At 54.2% G+C, this 24,068-nt stretch carries 9 protein-coding genes; all 9 read right to left on the minus strand.

The genetic code is table 11. The annotated features are described in order from the left end of the window. Positions 1 to 43: 43 nt before the first annotated feature. Positions 44 to 15,892, minus strand: a complete 15,849-nt coding sequence (locus FRY98_RS07420) for a non-ribosomal peptide synthetase (protein ID WP_148451035.1) — start codon at positions 15,890 to 15,892, stop codon at positions 44 to 46. A gap of 27 nt (positions 15,893 to 15,919) precedes the next feature. Beyond that, a complete protein-coding gene (fabD, locus tag FRY98_RS07425) occupies positions 15,920 to 17,167 on the minus strand; it encodes an ACP S-malonyltransferase (protein WP_148451037.1) in 1,248 nt (415 codons plus the stop codon). Between the two features lie 349 nt (positions 17,168 to 17,516). Further along, positions 17,517 to 19,928, minus strand: coding sequence for an ABC transporter permease (locus FRY98_RS07430; RefSeq protein ID WP_148451038.1), 2,412 nt, complete (start codon positions 19,926 to 19,928; stop codon positions 17,517 to 17,519). 3 nt (positions 19,929 to 19,931) lie between these two features. Next, on the minus strand, positions 19,932 to 20,708 hold the full coding sequence (locus FRY98_RS07435) for an ABC transporter ATP-binding protein (protein WP_148451040.1): 777 nt from the start codon (positions 20,706 to 20,708) through the stop codon (positions 19,932 to 19,934). A 31-nt stretch (positions 20,709 to 20,739) separates the two neighbouring features. Further along, positions 20,740 to 21,516 carry a DUF4097 family beta strand repeat-containing protein gene (locus FRY98_RS07440; RefSeq protein WP_148451042.1) on the minus strand — a complete coding sequence of 259 codons (777 nt, stop codon included), beginning with the start codon at positions 21,514 to 21,516 and terminating at the stop codon, positions 20,740 to 20,742. Between the two features lie 6 nt (positions 21,517 to 21,522). Next, a complete protein-coding gene (locus tag FRY98_RS07445) occupies positions 21,523 to 22,065 on the minus strand; it encodes an HAAS signaling domain-containing protein (RefSeq protein ID WP_148451044.1) in 543 nt (180 codons plus the stop codon). Continuing rightward, complete coding sequence (locus FRY98_RS07450; protein WP_148451045.1) at positions 22,062 to 22,379, minus strand: PadR family transcriptional regulator; 318 nt, start codon at positions 22,377 to 22,379, stop codon at positions 22,062 to 22,064. Before FRY98_RS07450 ends, FRY98_RS07445 begins: the two co-directional genes overlap by 4 nt. Positions 22,380 to 22,480: 101 nt before the next feature. Beyond that, positions 22,481 to 23,188 (minus strand): 4'-phosphopantetheinyl transferase family protein, encoded by a 708-nt coding sequence (locus FRY98_RS07455; RefSeq protein WP_148451047.1) that lies wholly within the window; start codon positions 23,186 to 23,188, stop codon positions 22,481 to 22,483. Further along, positions 23,182 to 24,006: a thioesterase II family protein gene (locus tag FRY98_RS07460; RefSeq protein ID WP_148451049.1), complete on the minus strand. Its 825-nt coding sequence runs from the start codon at positions 24,004 to 24,006 to the stop codon at positions 23,182 to 23,184. Before FRY98_RS07460 ends, FRY98_RS07455 begins: the two co-directional genes overlap by 7 nt. Between the last annotated feature and the right edge of the window lie 62 nt (positions 24,007 to 24,068).

Genomic DNA, 24,068 nt, shown 5'->3' on the forward strand with positions numbered 1-24,068 from the left:
TCTTCTCGATCAAAATCCGGCAGCTTCCGCAATCAGGCAAAGATTACAGCTTCTTTTTCAGCTTTTGGGAAATCGAATCCAATTGTTTTTGCGTAAGTTTTTTGTACTGATAGTCCGTTGGTGTCACTTCCTTGGCTTCTTTACGACAGCAATGACGGATGATTTCGGTCAGATGATCCCTGTACCGGCGGGCCAGCCATTCCACCGTTTCCGTGTGGTATTGATGCCTGTTGTAATTCATGGTCATCGTGAACTGTTTGCCCGATACCATGGCGTTGAATTCCAGCTTATAGGCCTTTTCGATCCGCGCACCGACCTCGGGTCCTGTCGATAATCCGGACAATTCGAACAGATCCGTCCGGGCGACATCGTGGTCAAACTGCCCCAGGTAATTGAAGATGACCTCCGGTTTCAACCGGAATTCCAAGGGAAGCTCCGCGTTCGACTTTTTGACCGTTAAATACTTCATGATCTCATAGCCCAGTCCTTTGCCCGGGACCCTCCGCAAATCATCCTTGGTTCTTTTGATCAGCCCGGCCAAATCCACCGTGTCCGCCGAACCGAGCACGAACGGGAAGATCGAGGTAAACCAACCTGCCGTTCTCGATACATTCAGCCCCTTCACGATGTCTTCCCTGCCATGGCCCTCCAATTGGATCAGGACGGAACCGGCCCTCGCCCATTCCTGCAGCGTCCGGCTCAGAGCGGCCAGCAGGAGATCGTTGATCTCCGTGCTGTAGGCATGGTGGGCATCCGTTAACAGGCTGCGCGTTAAATCGGGGTCCAACGTCCATTGCATTTTGGCATGATCCCCGGCCAGATTCAACGAGATGGCGCGGTCGACGGGCAATTCAATCACGGGCGTCCGCTCAACGGCGTTCCAATATCCGGCTTCTTTCAGCAATCCGGCGCTCACGGCATACGCCGCGAGCCGCTCCGACCAGTCCTTGAAGGAATCGGTTTTGTCCGGAAGCCGAACCGGAATCCGCTCAAGCAATTGTTTATAGACCGTTGAGAAATCTTCCAGGATGAACCGCCAGGACACCCCGTCAACCACCAGATGGTGAATAATGATCAATAAATAATCTCCGGCTGCCGTGTGGTAAACGGCCAGTTGGCTAAGCGGGCCTCTTTCGACATGCAGCTTCGTCTGCAGCTCGGCCGATTGCCGCTCGATTTCGGCCCGTTCATCGGCAGATCCCGTTACATCGATCACTTGCAAGTTATAAAACCCTTGACCCTCAAGTCCTTCGTTGACTTGCACGACCCCATGTTCCTCCTGCCGGTATTTCATCCGCAACGCATCATGATGCTCCACCAAGCGATCGAAGGCCTGCGAGACGATGAGCGGATCAAATCCTTCCCGCCGAAAGAGCATCACGGAATGATTGTAATGGTGGATATGCTCCCATCGCTGTTCAAACAGCCGGCTTTGAATCGGAGTAAGCCCGACTTCCCCGGTCACCGGTTCCTGAGCGGTTTTGCGGGCCAGAGGCTGTACGTATCTGCCTAATTCCCGGATGGTCGGATACTTGAACAGATCTCTCATTTCCATTTTCAGCCCATGCGACATTAATCTTGAAGATACCTGCAAGGCCTTGATGGAGTCTCCGCCGCTTTCAAAAAAGTGATGGCTCGTCCCGATTCCCTTAACACCCAGGATTTCTTCCCATACCCGGACCAGGATTTCCTCGGCTTCATTCACCGGGGCCGATTCCGGATCGGATGGCTCCAATTCAATCACGGGCTCGGGAAGGACCTTAAGGTTCACCTTTCCGTTCTCGTTCAGCGGCATGTGATCGAGAAAGACGTAAGCGGAAGGCACCATGTAGGCGGGCAGCCTGGAGGCCAAATAGTTTCGTATCTCCGCCGCTGTCAGAGGTTCAGGCGTAACCGCATAGGCACACAAAAACTTGGTGCCGTCCCCGCCTTCCTTGACAGTAATCGCCACTTCCCGGATCCCCGGATGACCCGCAAGCTGAGCTTCGATTTCGGCCAGTTCGACCCGGTAGCCGCGGATTTTCAATTGGTGGTCGATTCTCCCGATAAACTCGATATCCCCGCCCGGCAGCCGTTTAGCCCGATCTCCCGTTTTGTAAAGCCGCTGCTCGGGGTTGAACGGATGGGGGACGAACTTTTCCCCGGTAAGCTCCGGCTTGTTCAAATAACCGCGCCCAACCCCGCGGCCGGCGACCGCAAGCTCTCCCGGCACCCCGTCCGGAAGCAAATTGCCGTAAGCGTCCAAAATATAAGCTTCCGCATGGAAGATCGGCCTGCCGATGACCGGCTGCCGTGAAAATGCCGGAAATCCGTCCAAATCAACCGAATGCGCAACACACCCGATCGTCGCTTCCGTAGGGCCGTAATGATTCAGGAACCGCGTATGCGGGTATCGCGCGAAATACCGCTCTACATCGGGAATCTTGATCTTCTCCCCTCCCAGTACGATGAGCTTCAGCGAATCCAGGGTTCCCACCGTGTCGAAGCGTTCATGGTTCACCAGCAGATGAAATAATGATGGCGTCGCCTTGATATAGGTGATTCGGTGCAGCGATATATAATCCAGCACAGACTGCGGATCCACAATATCCTGACGGTCAAGCAGGTGCAGTTCGCATCCGCTGACGAGCGCGGGGTACAATGCGGTATAGCAGAGATCGAAGCCGGCCGAAGAAAGCAGCATCGTTCGGTCCTCCCGGCCGATTCCCCGGCTCGTGACAAACCAATGTACATAATTCGTTAAATTCCGGTGTTCGATCATGACCCCTTTCGGCGTTCCGGTTGTGCCCGAGGTGTAGATAACATAAGCCAGATCGTCCTCACGGACAGGCATGTTCAAGTTAGACTCCAGACCTTCGGTCGTTTTAAGCTGATCCAAAAGGAAGAGCTGCTCTACGTTCTCCAATCCCGCTAAACTGTCGGCATACGTCAGCAGGAATTGCGAACCGCTGTCGGCCAGCATAAACCTGATCCGCTCTTGCGGAAATTCGGGATCAATCGGCATGTAGGCTCCCCCCGCTTTGAATACACCCAGCAATGCCGCCATCGTCTCGGGCCGGTTCTCCATCATGATTCCGGCTATGCCGCTTCCCTCCGAAAAACCGCTTTCCAGCATCATTTTCGCCAGCCGGTTCGCTTTCGCGTTGAGTTCGGAGAAACTCCATCTCTCCTCCCCATAAACCAAAGCAATTTCATTCGGCGTAAGCTGTGCCTGCGCTTCAAACCATTCGACGACCGTGGCGTATTCAGGCTGGGTGCCTGAGGCTCCACCCTCGCCTTCCTGACTAAGGAGGGCAGGCATTTGTTGTTCCGCCCTCTCCTCACCGGATAGCAGGGACAAGCGGGCCAATGCCAGATCCGGGCAATCCGCAAACGTCCGCAGCACATGAACCAAAAGCCGGGCAAACCGCTGCATCGTATCGGCGGTAAATAAAGCCGTGCAATAGACAAATTCCAGAAAAATATCGTCCTCCGTTACCCGGGCCAGCAGGGAGATATCGAATTTGGTCGAATTCAGGCTCAGAGGATACGGCTTGACGGATAAGCCCTCCACTTGAAAGTCGTCTTCTCCGGCATTTTGCATCGTTAACATCACGTCAAACAACGGGCTGCGGCTGAGATCTCTCGGAACCGCCAACGCTTCTACCAAGCTCTCAAACGGATACTGCTGATGGTCGTAAGCGTTCAAGCAGACCTCTCTGACTTCCTCCAGATAGGTGCGGAAGCTCTTCCGACCTTCCGGCCGGGTTCGCATCGCCAGCGTATTGACGAATACCCCCATCACCTTGCGCAGATCGGCATGCTCTCTCCCGGCGACCGCGGAGCCCACGATAATGTCCTCCTGCCCAGCGTACCTGGACAAAAGGACGCTGTAGCCGGCCAGCAAAATCATATACAGCGTCGTCCCCGTCTCATGGGCCAACCGCTTTAATTGGGCCGTTAGCTCACCGCCGGCCGCGGCCTCCAGCGCGGCTCCGTTCTGGCTTTGAACCTGGGGCCGCGGGAAATCGGCCGGCAGGTTGAGCACGGGCAGTTCACCGGCAAATTGCTCCAGCCAGTACTGCTTATGCTCCTCGTATGCCCCCTTGGCCAACTGTTCATTATGCCACACGGCATAATCTTTATATTGAATGCGAAGTTCCGGCAGTTCCCCTCCGCTGTAAAGCGTATTGAATTCCTCAATGAACACTTCGATGGAGGTGCCGTCCGAAATAATATGGTGCATATCGATCAGCAAAATATAATGGTCCACACCTTGTTGCGCCAGAGTGGCCCGGAACAACGGGGCCCGGCTTAAATCGAATGGGGCCGCAAAACGCTTGGCCATCCGGTGCAAGTCGGCCTCGTTCACCCATCCCGCATGTTCGACCTTAAACGGCGAGTCGGTGTGGATCATCTGCACCGGCTCCCCGTCGATCATTTGAAAGGAGGTGCGAAACGCTTCATGCCTTTGCATCAGAGCCCGGAAGCTCGCTTCCATTCTCTCAAGGTCCAGTTTTCCCGCGATTTCAAAAGCCGCGGTCATGTTGTAAGAGGTACCGCCCCCGTTCATCTGATCCAGCATGAACAAGCGCTTTTGCGCCGGGGACAAGGAATAGTAGCTTTGCGCCGCCGCGACGGGAATTTCGGCAAAGTCGCTGCGCTCCGCTTGCTGAATCAGCCGGGCTAATCCCTGAACGGTGGCATATTTGAAAAAGCTTCTCACCGGGATGTCCGCGCCCATTTCCCGATTGATTCGGGCAATCATCACTGTCGCTTTCAGGGAATGGCCGCCGCGTTCAAAGAAGTTATCGTAAATGCCGATTCGCGCTACCCCCAGTTCCTCCTGCCATATGCGAACCAACTGCTCTTCGATCGCATTTCCCGGCGGCACATAGGTCTCGTGCGAATGCTGGCCCGCTTCCGCTTCCGGTTCAGGCAAAGCCTTCTTGTCGGTTTTTCCGTTCGGGGTCAAAGGCATGCGCTCGAGCGGGATAAAATAGGACGGCACCATGTACTCGGGCAGCGTCTTCAACAGACTTTCCCGAATCGATCCGAGCTCCGCCCCGGCCAGAGGCACATAATAGGCGCATAAATAGGCATTGCCCCGTTCATCCTCTTTGGCGGCCACCACGGACTCCTTCACCGGGAGCTGCCGGATCATCGTCCTTTCGATTTCTTCCAGCTCGATCCGGTACCCGCGAACTTTCACCTGGAAATCCGTTCTTCCGATGTATTCCAGGCTCCCGTCTTCCCTCCATTTCGCCAGGTCTCCCGTACGGTACATCTTGCGTCCTTCGGCGTGCGGATTATCGACGAATTTCTGTTCCGTCAAATCCTCCCGGCGCCAGTAGCCCGCCGCCAAACCGTCTCCGCCGATGCATAGTTCGCCGGGAACGCCGATCGGAACCAGCTGGTCGCTTTCATCAACAAGATAAATTTGCGTGTTCGCAATCGGCCCGCCGATATCCACCAGCTTCTTGGCTGTCACCTCGCTGACGCAGGACCAAACCGTGGTTTCCGTCGGACCGTACATATTGAAAATTTTTAAATGAGGGAGTTCCTGCAGCCGGTGCAGCAAATGTACCGGAAGCGGTTCTCCGCCGAGCATGAGATCGCTCGCGTTCCGCAGAAATGCCATAGGCGGATCCGCGGCCAGCAGCATCTTTAACCGGGACGGGGTCATCTGCAGCATTTCCACGCGATGATCCGCAATCAGGCGGTGGAGCGCTACGGGATCGAGCTGGTCCGCCTCGTTCGCAATGACGACGGTGAGTCCTTTTGCCAAAGGAACCCAGGTTTCCAGCACAAAGATATCAAAGGAAATCGTCGTTAGGCCCAGCATGCTCTTCCCGGGGACAAAGTCGATTTTTTGGGCCATCGCCTCGATAAAGTTATGAACCGCCCGGTGCGTGATCATGACACCCTTGGGATTACCCGTGGAGCCGGAGGTATAAATGACATAGGCATGATGCTCGGCCGTATGCATCCGCTCCAGGCCGCCGCTATTGTGTTCCGTTTCCCGATATAAACTTTCATCCTGCACGAACAGCGTGGTTACGCGGTCAGCCACCGGGTTGGTCAATCCCGGCTCGGTCAGCAGCACTTCCGCTTCGCTGTCGGTCAGCATATATTCAATCCGGTCCGCCGGATAGTCGGGATCAATCGGCAGGTACGCGGCTCCCGATTTCAACACCGCTAACAAGGCAACGATCATATGGACCGAACGCGTAACCATGACACCCGCGATCGTTCCCGGCACGACCCCCTTGTTCCGAAGCGAAGAGGCAAGCCGGTCCGATTTCTCGTCCAACTGACGATAGGTATACGGCTCGCTGTTCCAGACAATCGCAACCTCATCCGGGGTACGTTCCGCCTGCTGCTTAAACAGCAGGTCGACCGTCAACTCCGGGTCGTAGGTCATCTCGGTCGCATTAAAATCAACAAGCAGCTGCCGGCGCTCCTCCGCGGACAAAAGGTCGATTTGAGATAAACGCACATCCGCGCGATCCGCCACGACGCTTAAAATATTCGCATAATGGGACAGCATCCGCTCCGCTTTTTCCCGCTTGAACAGTGCGGTGCTGTAATCCAGGTTCAACGCGACGGACTTCTCGCTCCAGTCCTCGGCGCTCAGCGTGAGATCATAGGGCGACACTCCCGGATTGATCTCTTCCGGTTTGAAGGTCACGCCCGCCGCGGACATATCCTCCATCTCCATGTTCTGCAGAATGAACATTGTATCGAACAGCGGATTCCGGCTGGTATCTCTCCGGATGTTCAGCTTGTCGACCAGCCATTCGAACGGGTAATCCTGATGGTCGAACGCACCGAGGCAACTGCGCCGGACCTCTTCCAAAAAGGCGTGGAACGTTTTGTCTTTGGCCGGGTAACTGCGAATGGCGACGGTATTGATGAACACGCCGATCAGCGGCTCGATGTCGGGATGATTGCGCCCGGAAACCGGAGTACCGACAATGAGGTCATTCTGCCCGGTATATTTGTGCAACAGCACCTTATAAGCGGATAGCAAGACCATAAACAGCGTCGTTCCGGTTTCCGCCGCAAGACGGCGGAGCCGCTCTGTCAGGCCCGCGTCCAGGACCAGGCGCAAGCGCTCGCCTTCCATGCTCAACTGACCCGGGCGCGGATAGTCCGTCGGCAAGTTTAAAACCGGCGGCTCCCCTTCCAATTGATGAAGCCAGTACGCTTCCTGCTTCATTATTTTTTGTTCGTCCGTCACGCGGTGCTGCCAAACGGAGAAATCGGTATATTGCACCTTCAACTCCGGCAGAACATGGCCTTGGTACAGTTCCACCAGTTCCCGCATAAATACGGCCATGGAATAACCGTCCGAGATCAAATGATGCGTATCCACAAACAAAACATGCTCCGTTTCGGATACCTTAACCAGCTCCGCCCGGAAAAGCGGGGCTCGGGTCAGGTCGAACGGCTTCATAAAATGCCGGAACCGGTCTTCCAAGGTTTCCGTTGGAGACAGCTCCGTGTACGGGATCTTCAGGGCAGCCGGTTCGCCGACCCGTTGGACGATGTCCCCGTTCTGAATTTCAAAGGTCGTTCTGAACACCTGATGTCTGGCGGCAATTTGCTCCAGCGCCTTCAAAATCCGCTCGCGGTCCAGCTTGCCCTGGAGTGTAATCCGGCCCGGAATATGATGGACCCATGGATTTTCATCAAGCTGCTCCAAAATATAAATGCGCTTCTGGGCGGCTGAAATTTCATAAGTATCCCGCCTCTCCTGCAGCGGAATCGGTTCGTACGAGTCTTCCGGGCCGCTGTCCAGCATACGCGCCAGCTGCCGAATCGTCGGTTGCTGGAACCATGGTCCGATCGGAATTTGCCTGCCGAACTCCTGATAAATTCGCGACAGCATCACGGTGGCTTTCAGGGAATTCCCGCCCAGGGCGAAGAAATGATCTTGCGCACCGATCTTCTCAACGCCAAGGAGCTCGCTCCAAATCCGGGCAATTCCCGCTTCCGTTCCGTTTAGCGGCTCGGCATTCCGCGAAAATGCAGCCGGTTCCGGCAGCCTGCCTACGTCAACGGCCCCATCCTCCAGCAGCGGAAACGACTCCAGCATAACCACATGGGAAGGGATTGCGTATTCGGGCAGACGCTCCGTCATCTCGGCTCTTACTTGTGAGGCGTCCCTTCCCGGAGAGGAGGCGATGTAGGCCGCAAGTTCCGGCATAAGCCGCCCCTCAACCGTCCGAACCAGCACCCGGGCCTCCTCCAGACCGGGGAACTCCCGCAGCTTCTCTTCCAACTGCGACAGATTGACGTGATATCCGCGGATCTCCGCTATGCGTTGGGGCTCGCCGCAAATTTTCAAAGCTCCGGCAGGTGTGAACATCGCCAGCTTCCCCGAAGGTACCATGGCCCCCGCCTCTGGATCGCTAATGTGCAGTTCGCCCACAGCGCCTACAGGGAGCGGATGCCGGAAGGCGTCGAGAATATGCGCTCCATGCCTGTGACTTAGCTGCAAGACAAACCGGGACTGCTCCTCCGTCATCAGCGACAGCTCCGACACCTTCCGGGATGAATCCTGCGCCATGGCCAGCAGCAATTGGCGGTATCCTTCCGCCCAGAGCTCCATCACCCGGGGTTCGAACAAATCGGTACTGTAATCGATATCCAATCTTAATTCCTGGTTAATCTCCGTCACGTTGAGAAACAGGTCATAATGCAAATGCTGTACCGGATAAGGGATCATTTCGGTGTCCAATCCGCTGAAGTTCAGGCGGCGTACCGGACGGTCCATATTGAATAAAATGTTGATCGCGGGCATATGGGCCCCGGACATGCGTTCGACCAGGCTTGCCAGGGAATAGCTTTGATGCCGGTCCAATCGCTGCATAGCCTGCTTTACGGCATCCATGTAATCGGCGACGGTCTCGCTACCGTTGATTTCCGTATACACCGGAAGCATATTCACGCAATTTCCTACCAGATGGGTTTCCCCCATATGGGATTGCCCCGCGGTCGGGATGCCGACGACAATTTGTCCTTGTCCGGCAAGCCGATGCAAAAACAAACCGTAAGCCGCGAGCATCGTGATAAACAAACTGTTTTTGCTGCGGATGCTTAGCGCTCTCAACTCTTTCGTGATATCGCGATCAAGTGTTACAGTTTGTCTGCCGGCTTTAAACGTCTTCTTGACGAGATGTCCGCTCGGCGACGGCAGCTGCAGGACGGGGACGGGCCGCTCGAACTGCGCGGTCCAGAACACCGCGGCCTCATCGGCTTCCGGCTGCTTCAGCTTCCTTTCCTGCCACTGTAAATACTCACGGAACTGGACAGGCTGAGGGAGCCTAGGTTCGCGTTTCTGGCAGATAGCCGAGTAGGCTTCTTCCAATTCGCCGGCAAACACCGCAATGGACCAACCGTCAACGGCAATGTGATGAAAAGTAAGTGCCAGGATCGATTCCTGTTCGGCCAGTTGGAGTACGGTAATTCTGAACAAAGGCTGCCCGGCATGAAGATCGAATGCTCGAGAAGCATCCTCGGCCATCCAACGATCCAGCTCGTCCTTGCCCTCGGCGCCGGAACGGCCGCGCAATCCTTGAACCTGAACCGGAACATGCGCTTGGGGCAGAATGACTTGGCATTCCCCGCTTGCATCGATGACGGTTCGTAAAGCTTCGTGGCGCTGAACAAGCAGATCTACCGCTTGCTGCAAGGCTACCAGGTTCAGCGCCCCCTTCATATGGAGCAAAACGGATTCGTTCAGGGAAGCGGAGGCGGGTCCCCCGGAAACGGAGGACATCCACAGCTGCTTCTGTTCATTGGATAACCGGACGCTCCTCCCTCCGCCGTCATCATCCGGCGGCAATGGACTTCCCGGCAAAAAGCCGCCCCGCTGCAGATCGCCGACGCTCTCTTTTACAATTCGGATGATTTCGTCGATGTCTTCCTGAGTGTGCGCGGCGGACAGGAAACAGTTTCGTCCTTCCCACACATACAGCCCTTTATGAATCAAATGATAGAAGAACAGTTCAATGTCGCCAAAAGATACAAACCGGAACAACGAACCGAAATTCACCATATAAATCGGTACGTTGCCTGCTTTAAAGAAGGCGTTCAGCTCGCGGACGAGCCTCTCCGTCTTGCTGTTCAATTCCTCGTACAACGCGGAGCCTTGCGATTCCAAAAAATCGATCGTTCTTAAGGCTACGCGCATCGTCAGCGGATGGGTGCAGAACGTTCCGCCGACGAACGTTTTTTGGGCTGCCTTCCGCGGATAGGAATCGTCGCCGAAATTCCAGGTCCCGCCATCGATCGGATCCATAAAATGTTTTTTCCCGGCCACGATCCCGATCGGTAGTCCTCCACCCACCACCTTGCCGTACACCACCAGATCGGCCTGAACGCCGAACCAGGCCTGGGCGCCGCCCAGTCCAATACGGAAACCGGTGATGACTTCGTCGAAGATCAGCGCCGTTCCCGACTGGGAAGTTATCTCCCTGAGCTGTTGCAAAAACCGGCCCGGCTGCAAATCCGGCCGACGGCTCTGCACGGGCTCTACGAGCACGGCGGCCAATTCATGGGCATGCTTGCGGATCACTTCCAGGGATTCGGGCTTATTGTAGTCCAACATCATCACATCTCGGACAAAATTCTCCTGGATACCTGGTGCCATCGGCAGCGCCGAAGCTTCGTCCGATTCCGGATCGGCCACGCCCAAAACTCCGTCGAATGTACCATGGTAGGACCCGGAGAAGATGACGACCTTCGAACGTCCCGTTGCCGCTCTGGCCGTACGCAGCGACACCATGACGGCTTCCGTGCCGGAATTGTAGAAAGCTACACGATCGACTCCCGTGATCCGGCTGATCCGCTCCGCCACTTCCCCGGCCAGGTCCGACATCGGACCCAACGGCGGCAGCGTAGGGGACGAGCCCGCTTTCATTTCCGCCACGAGGAAATCCGGGTTATGGCCCAGCAGATTCACACCGAATCCCATGGTTAAGTCAATATATTCATTTCCGTCCACATCCCACATCCGCGACCCGGAGGAACGCTCGGCAATGATCGGATATATCGCCTCTTTCCAGTAGGAGCGGAAACCCGAAACATTACGGTTGTTGGCGTGCACATAACGCGTTCGCTGCGTATAAGCTTTGGACCCCTGCGTTCTCCTTGCATACTCCGAGAGGAAGCGGTCGAGATACTGCCGCTGCATTTCGGTAAATTCCCCGGCCTCTCCGATGATCATCGGCTGATAAGGGATGAACGGCTTCGGCTCCTGCGAATCTTTCTCCGCTTTAGCCGCGATTTCCGCTTTGGCCGCAACGCCAGCTTTGGCTACCGGAAGAGCCGTGTCCTCCGGTCTGATCGCCGCTATCTTTTCGGCGTCATCGACTTTTCCCGGCTTCACCCCCGGGACCACACGAAGCTGCTGCGCGCCCCTTTGGGACATGCTTTTCTTTCCCGCGCTTCCGCTCAGGAGCTCCAGCTGCTGTCCAAGGATATCGGCCACACTCCGCTGTTGAAGGCTCATCAGCTCGATCTGCCGCGCCAGAATGCGCTCCAATTCCGTGCTCTCCGCAGCGGGAACCGCCCACTCCCCGGCTTCCACGGAAACCGCCGCCGCGGCTTGAAGCTGCTGATCCTCCGCTTCCCGAAGCACGGATTGCTCCTCCCGCACCGGTTCATCCTGATGTCGAGGCTCCGGCCGAACCGCCGGCTGCGAATCTCCATTTTCGATAATATACGCGGTCAAACTTTGTACATTGGTAATGGAATCGAAAAACCTTTCGATCGCAATATCCAAATGGTACACTTCCTCAATCTCCTTGCGAATCCGCACAAGCATAATGGAGTCCAGCCCCATTTCCAGGAAGTGGGCGTGGTCGTCAATCTCCGTCAAGTCTAGACCCGAAGCGGCGCTTATCATCCGCTTGACTGCATGTTCCACATCGTCCGTCAAGCTGGTCGTTTCCGTCATTGTCATCGTCCACTCACCCTGATTCGTATTCGAGTACTTCTCCGTTGCCCGGAGCTCCGTGCGATCTATATCGATCCAGCAGCGTTTGCGTTCGAAAGGATATAACGGCAAAGGGACCCTCTGGGGGGAAAGCTCGGCATAGAGCTGGTCCCAGTCGATACGCGCCCCTTGAACATACAGCTCGCACAAGCGTTCAAGCCGACCCCGGGCTTTTGCATCTCCCGAGTCGCTCTTGGATACGATGGCCGCCGCTTCATCACTGATTCGGGCCAATTCCGTTTCCGTAATTTCACCGGGCTTCCGTTCCCGTCCCCAATCCGAAACGACCCTGTAAACGCCCCGGTAGACGCCCTCTTGTCCTGCATCGGCCAAAAGGTCGGACAGCTTGCGGGACAGTTGTTCCCGCGTTTGGCACACAAGAGCGATTCGATGCTCCAGATGGGCTCGCCCCGTCCCTGCCGTGTAGCAAATATCGGCCAAGGTCTGGTGCGGGTACAGATCCAAATGGTTCACGTACCGTTGCAGCAGTTCCCGAAGGGAGCCTTCCGTTTTGGCCGATAAAGCAAACACCAGGTCTTGCCCTTTCTCTTGAACAGGCGTTTCCGAGGCCGGATCGACATATTCCTCCATCACCACATGACAATTCGTTCCGCTGAAGCCAAACGAGCTGACTCCGCATTTAAGCGGTTCGGACTCGTCGAACGGAGCGAGCTCCGTATTAATATAGAAAGGCGACTGTTCCAGGCGGATGTTTTTGTTCGGCTCTTTGAAATGAATCAGCGGCGGATTTTGCCGATGCTTCAGCATGAGCGCCGATTTAATCAAACTGACGATTCCGGCCGCTTCGAACGTATGACCGATGTTTGCTTTTACGGAACCTAATGCGACGAACTGTTTCTTGTCCGTATACCCGGCAAAAGCTTTTTCCAGCGCGGAAAATTCTACGGGATCGCCCAGTTTCGTCCCCGTTCCGTGAGCTTCAATAAACGCAAGGTCCTTGGGGTCCAATTCCGCATCCCGCCATGCCGCCCGGATCACTTCCGTTTGCGAAACCGGGTTTGGCGCGGTAATCCCTACCGTCGTCCCGTCCTGATTTACGGCGCTGCCCTTGATCACCGCATAGATATGGTCTTTGTCCTCCACGGCTCGACTCAGCGGCTTCAATAATACCGAAGCGACCCCCTCGCTCACCCCTGTCCCGTCGGAATCCGCGGCAAAGGTTCGGGTACAGCCGTCTCCGGATTCCATATCCAATCCTAAAGACAGGGGCAGCAGCGATGTTCGGACCCCGCCGGCCAGCGCCATTTCGCATTCGCCGTGGCGAATGGCCTGGCAGGCCATGTGAACAGCGACCAAAGACGAAGAACAGGCCGTGTCCACGGTGACCGCCGGGCCTTTTAAATCGAGGAAATAGGCGATACGGCTGGCCAAAACGGACGGCAGATTCCCCACAATATAATTGGAAATCCGGTCCGGCTCATTTTTGGAAATCAGACGTTCGTAATCGTATCCTACCTTTGAAAAGCCGACGTAGACTCCCACTTTCCTGCCGCGCAGTTTGTCGCCCGCATACCCCGCATCCTCCAGGGTTTGCCAGGCTTGCTGTGTAAACAACCGCTGATTCGGGTCCATCAGTTTGGCTTCATTGGGAGAAATTTTGAAAAACGAATAATCGAATTTATCGATTTCCTCCAAATAGCCGCCGGGTCTAAAGTCGGATTCCTGGCGCTCCAGCCCGATGACCGACAAATAGTCCTTGGCGTCCTCCCGCCGGTTCGCCTGAAGTTCGCCAATTTGATGGCGGCCTTCCGCCAAATTGCCCCAATACTCCCGGAGTGTCGCCGAGCCCGGCAAATAGACGGACATGCCGATAATGGCGATATCTCTGTCATCGCGCCTGGATGTTCCGGCTCCCTTTGCTTCCGAAGTTCGGAGCAACGTTTCTTCCGTCTTCAGGTATTTGGCCAGAGCGGCGATCGAAGGGTAGGCGAACAAATCGGCGACCGCCAGCTTGATCGCGAATTTCTGTTCGATCCGGTCGGCCATTTGTGCCAGATGCAGGGAGCCGGCTCCCATTTCAAAATAACTGTCACGAATGCCGATCTCGTCTTTTCCGAGCACCTCACGGCATATTTGCTGAATATCCCGCTCGATTTGCGTTTGCGTAAGCTCCGGACCGCGGAATTCCCGCAATTCCTCCGTTCGCTCCGTTTGGTCCGCCTTGCGGGCCCGTGCCAACTCTTCCATTTCCCGGGATACCTCGATAAACTCGCCGTCCCTATACAGCTGGGCAAGCTTATAGCGCTGCACCTTTCCGCTGGTCGTCTTCGGCATTCGCTTGATCGGCACGATATCGGCGATTTCCCAGCCGCCGCGTTCGTTCAATAGCCGCTTAAGTTCACGTGCGATGGGATAAAATTTATCCAGTTTTCTTTTGGAAACGACAAACAGCACGATCTCTTCCTTCTTGAGATCCTTGTTGTAGACCCCGCAGGCCGCCACCCGGCCGAGTTCCACGCCGTCCACTTCCTCGGCGATCCGCTCCACATCATGAGGATACACGTTCTGTCCATTAACGAAGATAATATCCTTCGCCCGCCCGGTAATGACCAGCTGACCGTTGCGGCGGAATCCCAAATCGCCGGTTCGTACCCAGCCGTCCGCCGTCAACAATTTTCCTGTCGCTTCCGGATTGTTGTAATAGCCCCGGGTTACGTTGGGTCCGCTGATCTGGATGTGGCCTATCGTCCCCTCCGTCAGTTCAACATCTTCCTCGTCGCAAATCCGGAACTGACAATAGTCTATCGCATAGCCGACCTCGACAAATGAGAGCACATGGGCCGATTCCCGGTCCACCTCAACGACCCGGTTCCCCAGGTTCAGGTGCCGGCGGTCCACATAGACGGTCACATATTCATCCTCCACGGGGGGAAGGGCAACACCTACTGAGGCCTCAGCCAGTCCGTATACGGTACACATCGCCGTCCGCTTCAAACCGTAAGGAGCCAGCGTTTCCAAAAAGGCGTGGCACAGATCGGTGGAAATCGGCTCCGCTCCGTTATAAATAATGCGAATCCGGGATAAATCCCAGGAATCTGCCTTTTCCGGTTTAAAGAACTGAAGAAAATACTTATAACCGAAATTCGGCGAGGAGATGATGCTTACCCGGTGCTCGCTCGCTTTTTTGATCCACAAGAGAGGTTGTCTTATAAAAAGGGACGTCGGAATGATCCATTGATCCAAATTGGCGGTTAACGGAGAGATGTGGTTGCAAATCAGTCCCATATCGTGCGTCAGAGGCATCCATTGCAAATAGGAGTCTTCCGCCGTGATTTTGGAACTGTTGAGTATCCCGCAAACGTTGTGAATCAAGTTTTGGTGCGTCAACATAACCCCTTTGGGATCGCCTGTCGATCCTGAGGAAAATTGAATAAAGGCGATTTCGTCGGGATGGGCGGTATGGAGTTTGGGGTCGTATGATCCGGCAAATACCGTCTCGTCGTCAATAAGAGTTACGTTTCCGCGGATCTTATCGAATAAATGAACTTGTCCGCTCTTCTCCGTAAAGGTCTCCAAATCCAGCAGAATTCTGGAATCGGACAGCAGATAAGGGTCGTTCAGTACCTCCCAGATGCGAAACACCTTGCTTTTGTGCTCATCATTGTTGCCCGTGCTGACGGGGACCGGGATCATGCCGCCAAGGATGCACGCCCAGAAAGCCGTAACGAACCGGCGGTTGTCCTCGATTTGAAACACGATTTCCCGCCCGGGGCTAACCCCCTGCTGCTGCAGGTATCCCAGGAATCGGCAGGACTCTTCATACAGCTCCTTATAGGAAAGGCGAACCTCCTGATCCTCACCATCAATGAACGTAATGCCTCGATTTTCGGATGTTCCTCTCTCTTTCATGACGTCGGTCAGACTTGCAAATTGCTTGGTGTACACCCATTTCCCCCCCAAAAAATAAGTTTATCAATGCAATACGACGGCCGGCTGTCCGATGGCTTGAAGTTTGCCGACAATGTCGTTCTGCTTGTCCGGCGGCAGTTGTTTGGTGTTCAAGATCTGCTGCAGCAATTCCCTTATCCGGTCCAGGATTTGAATGACGTCCAAATTCCCGTCCCGACGACGCATTTGTTCGATCAGTTCCCGGGTTTGCCGAATGGGCTCGACAACGCCGGTTGTGTAGGCCTCAGCATCCTCATTCCGGTTTCGGGCGATGAGGGCGGCCGTTAAAGCCGCCTGTGCCGCAGCGATCGCGGCTTCGCGCCGAGTCTCGTCCGCAGCGAATAACGGACGCAGCGTGTTCATTTCTTGCGGATGCTCCACATGGAAGGTTTGTACGGCCGGATAAGTCTCCTTCATGAGCTGAGTCAACACCTGGCGAGGCCCGACTTCCACCGCCCGGTCCATGCCGTTCCGGTGCAAGTACTCCATCGTCTCCCGCCAGCGAACCGGATGAGTCATTTGGCGATAGAGCAGCTCAACCAGCTCTTCCCGCCCATAAGGCCGGGCCGTGACATTCGAGATAATCGGCCATCGCCCGGGCCCGGTTTCCACATTCCGCAATTCCAGCGCCAGCTTGTCCGCCGCGGACTGCATCAGCGGGCTGTGGAAAGGAGCGCTCACGTTCAAATATTTCACGCTCGCATGTGGCGCCGCTTCCAGCACCCGATCCGCTACGGCCCGGACAGCCTCCTGGTGGCCGGCAATGACATGCTGCCGCAAGGAGTTATAGCAGGCAATGACCACCTGCGAGGTTTCCGTCGTTGTCCTGCGGCACCATTCGTCCAGTTGATCCGCGGTTACATGCGTCACGGCGGCCATCGCACCGAGGCTGGAGGAGACCGCCGCTTGCATCAGCATCCCCCGTTTTCTTACAATGCTTAATCCGTCCCGGTAAGACATAACTCCGCTGCACACAAGGGCCGAATATTCGCCAAGACTGTGTCCCGCCATAAAACGGGGCTCCCAGCCCAGTTCTTGTCGGCCGATTTCGAAGGCAATGACGCTTACGGCCAAAATCGCCGGCTGCGTATTCATGGTCTGCATCAGTTCTTGATGACTGCCCTCAAAGCACAATTTGACAAGATCATAACCTAACGTGTCGTTAGCTTCTTCGAACAACAGCTTTGCCGCGGTAAACTGATCGTGCAACCTTTTTCCCATGCCGACATATTGCGACCCTTGCCCCGGGAACAAAAAGGCGGTATTTGTCATACGCAGACCTCAATTCGAAAATATTTAGTTGGATAGAAGTGAATCAGGATGTAGGAGTTTTAGCGATTGATTTTGAGTAGTGGATAATGTGAAAGAACTCTGAAGTGTAAGTCTTGAAGTGAAGCTTCTGACGCAGCCTATGAAATGAAAGGATATGTTTTACATAGAGGTAATTAAATAGAAGTGAATGATAATTAAGTAATTAACATCTAAAGTCAAATATACTATATACTTTTTACATGTCAATCCAATTATTGTATATTTCATGTAATATTTTAGTAAAACTCTACTTCCTTTACATTTTGCGAAACCGCAAAAAGGCTTCCGGAACGAGCCGGAAGCCTGCTGATTAATCCACCGTCAACAACCTTGGAGACGTGGTTTGAACCGATTTGGATGCGGTCCAGGACCCGAGACAAGCCGCCGCAATACTTAGCGGAATCATCAAGGCTATGCCGCCTCCGTTCATGATCAGCGGGACTTCAACGATACCGTAGTCCGCCAGGACGAGGTTCAACAGAGGAGGAAGGCCCAGCAGCCCTAACGGAATTCCGACCAAAGCGCCGATCGCCGACAGGAACAGGATTCCCGTCGTTTCCGACAGACGAATCTGCCGGGAGGTCATGCCGATGGATTTGTAGATACCGTAAGTTCGGCTCTCTTTTTTCATATGAATCCGGCAGATGCTATAGATAATCACAAACGTAATTACGATGAACAGCAGCGCCATCACTGACATCGGAAGGACAATGATCGTGAAGGCTTGGGAAAACACTTCGTCGACCAGCGTGGCCTGGCTCGCCGTCCAAAGCACGTTTCCGTACCGCTGATGCAGTTCGCTTACGAATTGGTCGACCGACACGCCTTCGTTAAGATTGATAAACGTGGTGTTCATCGTGCTGCCGTAATCCGGATTGACACTTCGGATGACATCGGCGGTAATCCGCCCCGTAAAGGCCATATTGGCGATCGCCTGATAGATCCCGGTCACTTCCAGCGTATGTTTCTCGCCTTCAATGTAAATATCCAGCGAATCTCCTGTCTGGATGCCTAAAGTCCGTGCCACGTTCACGCCGATGGAAATTTCCCGGACGCCGGCCGGGTTTCGCCCCTCCACATTTTCATAGCCGATATCATCGTAATTTCCGTCGGCCACTGTCAGCAGCACCCCCATCGTATCCGCCTGCCCTTTCGCGGAGGACCCTTGATCCAGCGGCAATACCGCGTTCGCGTCCCCGTAGCGGGAATAGTTTTTCACACGGGGATCCGACAACACCTCTTCCTGCAGCCGCTCGAAGGTCAATTTGGCGGGATTATCGATTCTTACCGACAAGTCGGCCGAATCATATCCCCATTTCGCAATGGTTCCATGAATGGACGTGATGCTGTTCACGAACAGAAACCCGAACACCAGGACGGAAGTAGATAAAGCGGATATCAGAACAATCAGCAGCGAGCCGCGAACATTCTTCGTGACGCCCCGAAGACCGATGATTAACGATGTAGGGAGGGTGCCCAGCTGAAGCAGTTTTCTTTTCCAACGGCCGCTGCCGCCTGATCTCCGGGAATACTCCTTCTCCGACATGCCGTAACGGACGGCTTGGGCCGGCTCCACCGTCCGGGCCTTGTAAGAGAACAGCAGCGCTGAGAGGAAAATCACCGCGACTACGGCTGCTCCGAGCCAAATGGCGAGCATGGAATAGGCGGCGTTATCATCGGTGGAGCCTGTGCTGAGATAAGCCATGGAGCCGGCAACGATTTTGGCGGAGAATGCATAACTGGCCACAATCCCGGGGATGACCGCTACGAACGCCAAAAACGTATACTGCGTGACATAGGCCAAAATAACCTTCCGGGAGGATAGGCCCACGGACTTGATGATCCCGATCGTACGATAGCTGGATAGAATCGCGTCGGAAATCGTGAATCCCAGCGTGTAAAGCGCGACCGCGATCATGACGACGGCCAGAAAGATCATCACGAAACTAATGACCTGATTCGCTATCATGTAATAGGACGACAGACTCTCGAAATCTTTCACCGATTCCAGGTAAGGGGTTCCCAGAAACTGCTCGAACCTCTCCCAGTAGGCCCTGTTTTGACTGTAATCGTCAAACCGCAAGCCCGTCATGTATTTATCGTCTCCGGGCAGAGCCGACAGATTTGTATTGTAGTCCTGATGGTTCAGCCAGATCCGGCCGCTGGTCGCGAAGGGGGAACAATAGGAAATGTCCACGACCACGGCGGCAACGTGAAGCCGGAAGCTTCCTTCGTCGGTTTTGAATTCGATCGCGTCTCCGACACGAATATTGTTGGAATAGGCGAGAGATGTGGGGATCCAGGCCGTTCCGGCCTCGGGCGAGCTTGTTTCTTCTCCTTCCGCAAACAACAGGCGGTCAACGGGAAAAGGGCCGTTCGGCGTATCCATCATGTACAAATCGACGTTGGGAATCTCTTCCCCGGCATGCGACATGCTGGACAAATAGCGATACCGCATGACTTCGGAGACGGTAACCCCCTCCTGCCCCGCCCACCACTGCTGAACCCGATTGGGGTCGTAAATCCCGTTCTCCAGCCGTAATATTTGATGGGCGCCGCGGGTCTCGGCGTGCATATTCTCATACATCCGATTCGTGTTGTTAAGAACCAGGACAGCCGTCGATAGAAGCAGGGCCGCAAGCATGATGATAATCGCAATGAAGCTGTTTTGAACTTTTTTGTTCTTCAGATTCGTCCAGCAGAGCTTCCAAACCGCATACATGCCTTATCTCCCCTTCCCTGACATGAACATGAAGATTTGGCTTTCTCTTGCTTTCATTTGTTCCGGCGCATACTTGCCGAGCTCCAAAATCCCGTCGATCATCCCGTCCTTGACCAGAATCAGCCGGTCCGCCCTGCAGGCCGCCTTGATATCGTGCGTCACCATCACGATGGATTGACCGGTCAGGTTCATGTCGGTCAACAGGTCTAGAATGATCGTTCCCTGCTCCTGACTAAGCGCCCCGGTGGGCTCATCGGCAAATATCACCTCGGGCGAGTTGATCAGGGCTCTGGCGATCGCCGCCCTTTGCTGCTGACCGCCGGATACCTGGGAAGGCAAGCGGTCGGCCTGCTCCCCGATGCCCATCGCTTTCAGCAGCTTCAGGGCTTGTTTATTCACATCGTTCTTGCTTCGCCCGGCCACATAGCCCGGGAAGGCCACATTTTCAAGCAGGGTGAAATCCGGAATCAGGTTGATCGATTGATACACGTAGCCGATTTTATTGGAGCGGAAATCCGTGATTTCTTTCTCCGAATAAGCATCAATCCGCTGTCCTTTGAAGAACACTTTTCCGGAACTCACCGTATCCAATCCGCTGAGGAGGTACAACAACGTGGATTTGCCCGACCCCGAGCTTCCCATAATTACCGTAAAATCGCCTTTATAGACCTCCAGATCGATCTTTTTTGCCGCGTGAAATTGTTCGGTTCCGGTCGAGTAAGTTTTGCACAAATCCTCCGTCTTGATCAAAACGACTTTGCTGGCATTTGGGGTTATCATCAAGGCGCCCTCCTAAAAGTGGAATCGTCTTTCATTTTTGAAGCTCGTTGCTCTGTTTCACGATTAGATTGCCGGTATCGGAGACCAGTTCCATCCAAGGTCCCCCTTCTCCGATCCCACCGTCCCGATAGTTCGGCAATGAAACGTCGGTCTTTCCCGAACCCGCGGATAATTTCGTTCGCAGCGCTCGTGGGATCAGGGCCGTTTGTATCGTAATGTCACCGCTATCCGTTTCGGCATGGATGTCGTGGGCAATGTGGTGGAGTGAGGCCGCTATGGTGCCGGTGTCCGTCCTTGCCTGAATTTCTCCCTCCTGGATATCCAAGCGGATCGAGCCCGTATCACTCGCCGCCGAATAGATGTCCGCTGAAACGGAGTCAATCGAAATATCTCCCGTATCCGAAACGACCTGCAGCCGGCTTAATTTTTTCTCCGGGATCCCCACGGTCAGCTTAAGATCCGTATAGAAGTCGAAAAAGCGGAATCTACTGTCCTGAATTACCTTAATCCGAATGCTCCCTTGGTCTTCCACAATGTCTATCCGATAGTCCTCCAGCCATTTCTTCGTCGTCTTCCCTCTCAAAACTGCCCGAATTTCATCTCCTTTGATCGGAATCACCTCCATCTTTTCCGTTTCCGTTTCGATGCGGATTTGGTCCGCCAACTCCGCACCGACAGTCCGCTCGACGGAGAGATCGCCCAAGTTAAATGGAGAATTGCCCAGCAGATACATGACCGCGTTTCCCATCACCGAGACAGCGATCAGCAGCAGGGCGAGTCTGGTTATATTTCGTAATCTCCGGGTCAACTCGGGTCACTCCCTTCTCATCATTTTCAGGTTGTATTTCAGATACCGGATCACAAGATGATAGTACAACCGGGTTAATTGGATGGTCTCGACCAGAAGCAGCAGACCCGTACCGACCAGCCCCAGCATCAGGAAAAAGTCGCTGATGATAACTGTGAGGATCGGATGCTGCATGATCAGCAAAAGCGGTGAAATCATCAAAAAGAGGGCGATGCCGAATAGACCGGCAAGGACAGCCAACGAGGCGGCAAAAGGGATCAGGACGATAACCAGATTGAACAACCCCAGACTCACGGTGGCCAGAACCGCCTTGGTCACGCTAGCCAGGGACGGAGAGTTTCCCGCCAATCGAATTTGAAATTGGGCAAGCACGGCTCGCGCGACCAATTGGGGTTCCCCCAACCTGGAGATGATTTCTTCCTCGGACCGTCCGTTTAATTCGGCCATCTCGAAATGCTCTCGGTAGTCAGCCATAGCTTCAGCCCGTTCATCGGGAGGCAACGACTTAAGATATTGGGACAGTTCGTTCAAGTAGGTTTCTTTCTTCACTCTGAACCCTCCTCAATCATCTCCTGAACCCCTTTGGCAAACTTATTCCATTCCTCAATCAATTCATCCATGACTTTTCTTCCCTCATCCGTGATCTTATAGTATTTCCGGGGAGGGCCCTCATCCGACTCAAACAGATACGTTGAAAATAGTCCTTCCGCAGCCAGCCGCCTTAACAACGGATAAATCGTACCTTCGGCGATTTCAAATTTTTGCGAAATCTGATCCACCAACTCATATCCGTAGCGATCCTTCTTGGCCGTTAACACCAGGACGCAAAGCTCCAACACACCCTTCTTGAATTGAATATTCAATATCTTCCACCACGCTTTGTTTAGTACTGTGCATTGTGCAGTAGCTGGATAACCAAATATTAACATGCGGTACTGTTTAATGCAAGGTACCTGTTATTAATTTATTTCTGCATGTGCTGCAGCCCTCTTCTTCCGATGTCCGACACGATGTCCTTGACCGCCATTTGCCGCACCCGGATCGGGCCTGGGCTGTCGGCGCAAACCGCCAGCTTGTAGCCCCCCTTGATCGTACAGCTCTGTATGAATGCGGGGATTCGATCATTCGAATGCAGTTCGACCGAAGGACCCTCCAAGTTGAAGTAGAAAGCGTCCAAAGGTTTTTGCAAGCCGACCCCCAAATATTTGATATAGCTTTCCTTCAGGGTCCATAGCTCAAATAACGCATCCATCCGCTGCTCCGGCTCCCTGGAAAGAAGATATATATATTCATTGGCGTGAAAAAATTTACGGGCGATCCCCAAGTCCATGCTCTTGACCTCTTCGAGATCGATCCCGATTTCCTCCTGATCCAAACCGCAGATCACATATCTTCCCGAATGGGAGAGGTTGAAAAAAATTCGCTGCTGCCCACGAATATAGGGCTTTCCGTATCGATTTTTGTCGAAGATCAATTCGTTCATCGACAGTCCTGTTTTCCCGGCGATCATATAACGGGCCAAGGCTTCTCCGTAAACGGCTCGTTTGCGATCCGGCTCAAAGCGGAATCTGCTCGCCTCCATGCGTTTTTCCCGGGAGCAGATTCCCAGCAAGGCATCATGGTCTAGGCCTGAGATTTCTTCTTCAATATCGATGTAATAGATCTCTACCATCTTCCCTCGCTCGTCCTTTCCGCGCCGGACCGTTCATCCAACTCGATCAGTTTATTCCGCAGATGCGCCAGGACGGGTCCGGGCTGATCCGCAAAATAAAAATGGTTGCCTTGAAACATTGTCAGCGCAAACGTTTTGGAAGTGTACCGCTTCCAGCCCTCCAGCTCATCCCCCTTAGCCAGGTGGTCCCTGCTGGCCCCGTAAACTTCTATGGAAATCGGCAGCGGTGCGGCATTTTCCGGCTGGTAGGTTTCACACAACTTCATATCTCTTCGAAATGTGGGCAAAATCATCTCCAAGAAGTCCCGATTTTGACGGAGCACCCCCGGTATCCCCCCCAATTGGACGATGTTATCGAGAAACTCCGCATCGCTTTTCATATATAGTTTGTCATCATTGTTATCCGTCAAGCTTTCCGTAAATCGGTTCATATGATGGGGAGCTCTGACACAAGAAATAACCAAGCCTTCCGGCAGTCGCCATCCCAAATGCTGCATCCTCCGCGCCAGTTCGTAAACGACCAGTCCTCCCATACTGTGCCCGAACAATACATAGGGGATATCCGTATACTCCTTTATCTCCTCCGACAGTGAATGGATCAACCTGTCCATCCGGTCGATGGAAGGTTCCGCGAATCTGGCGCCCCTGCCGGGAAGCCGCACGAAACAAGTCTCCACAAATTCGGGCATGTCCTCTTCCCAACGCAAATAGGTAGCAACATCGCCTCCCGCCGGAGGGAACAGAAATAACCTTAACCGGATTTCGGACTTACTTCGTTTTCTTTTGAACATAAACCATCGCTGGACCTCTTGGATCATCTAATATTTGCCCTCCCATCTCTCACATGTATCTGCTTTTCTGGAAGCCAAAATCTTATTTT

The organism is Paenibacillus faecis (assembly GCF_008084145.1).
GTDB classification, from domain to species: Bacteria; Bacillota; Bacilli; order Paenibacillales; family Paenibacillaceae; genus Fontibacillus; species Fontibacillus faecis.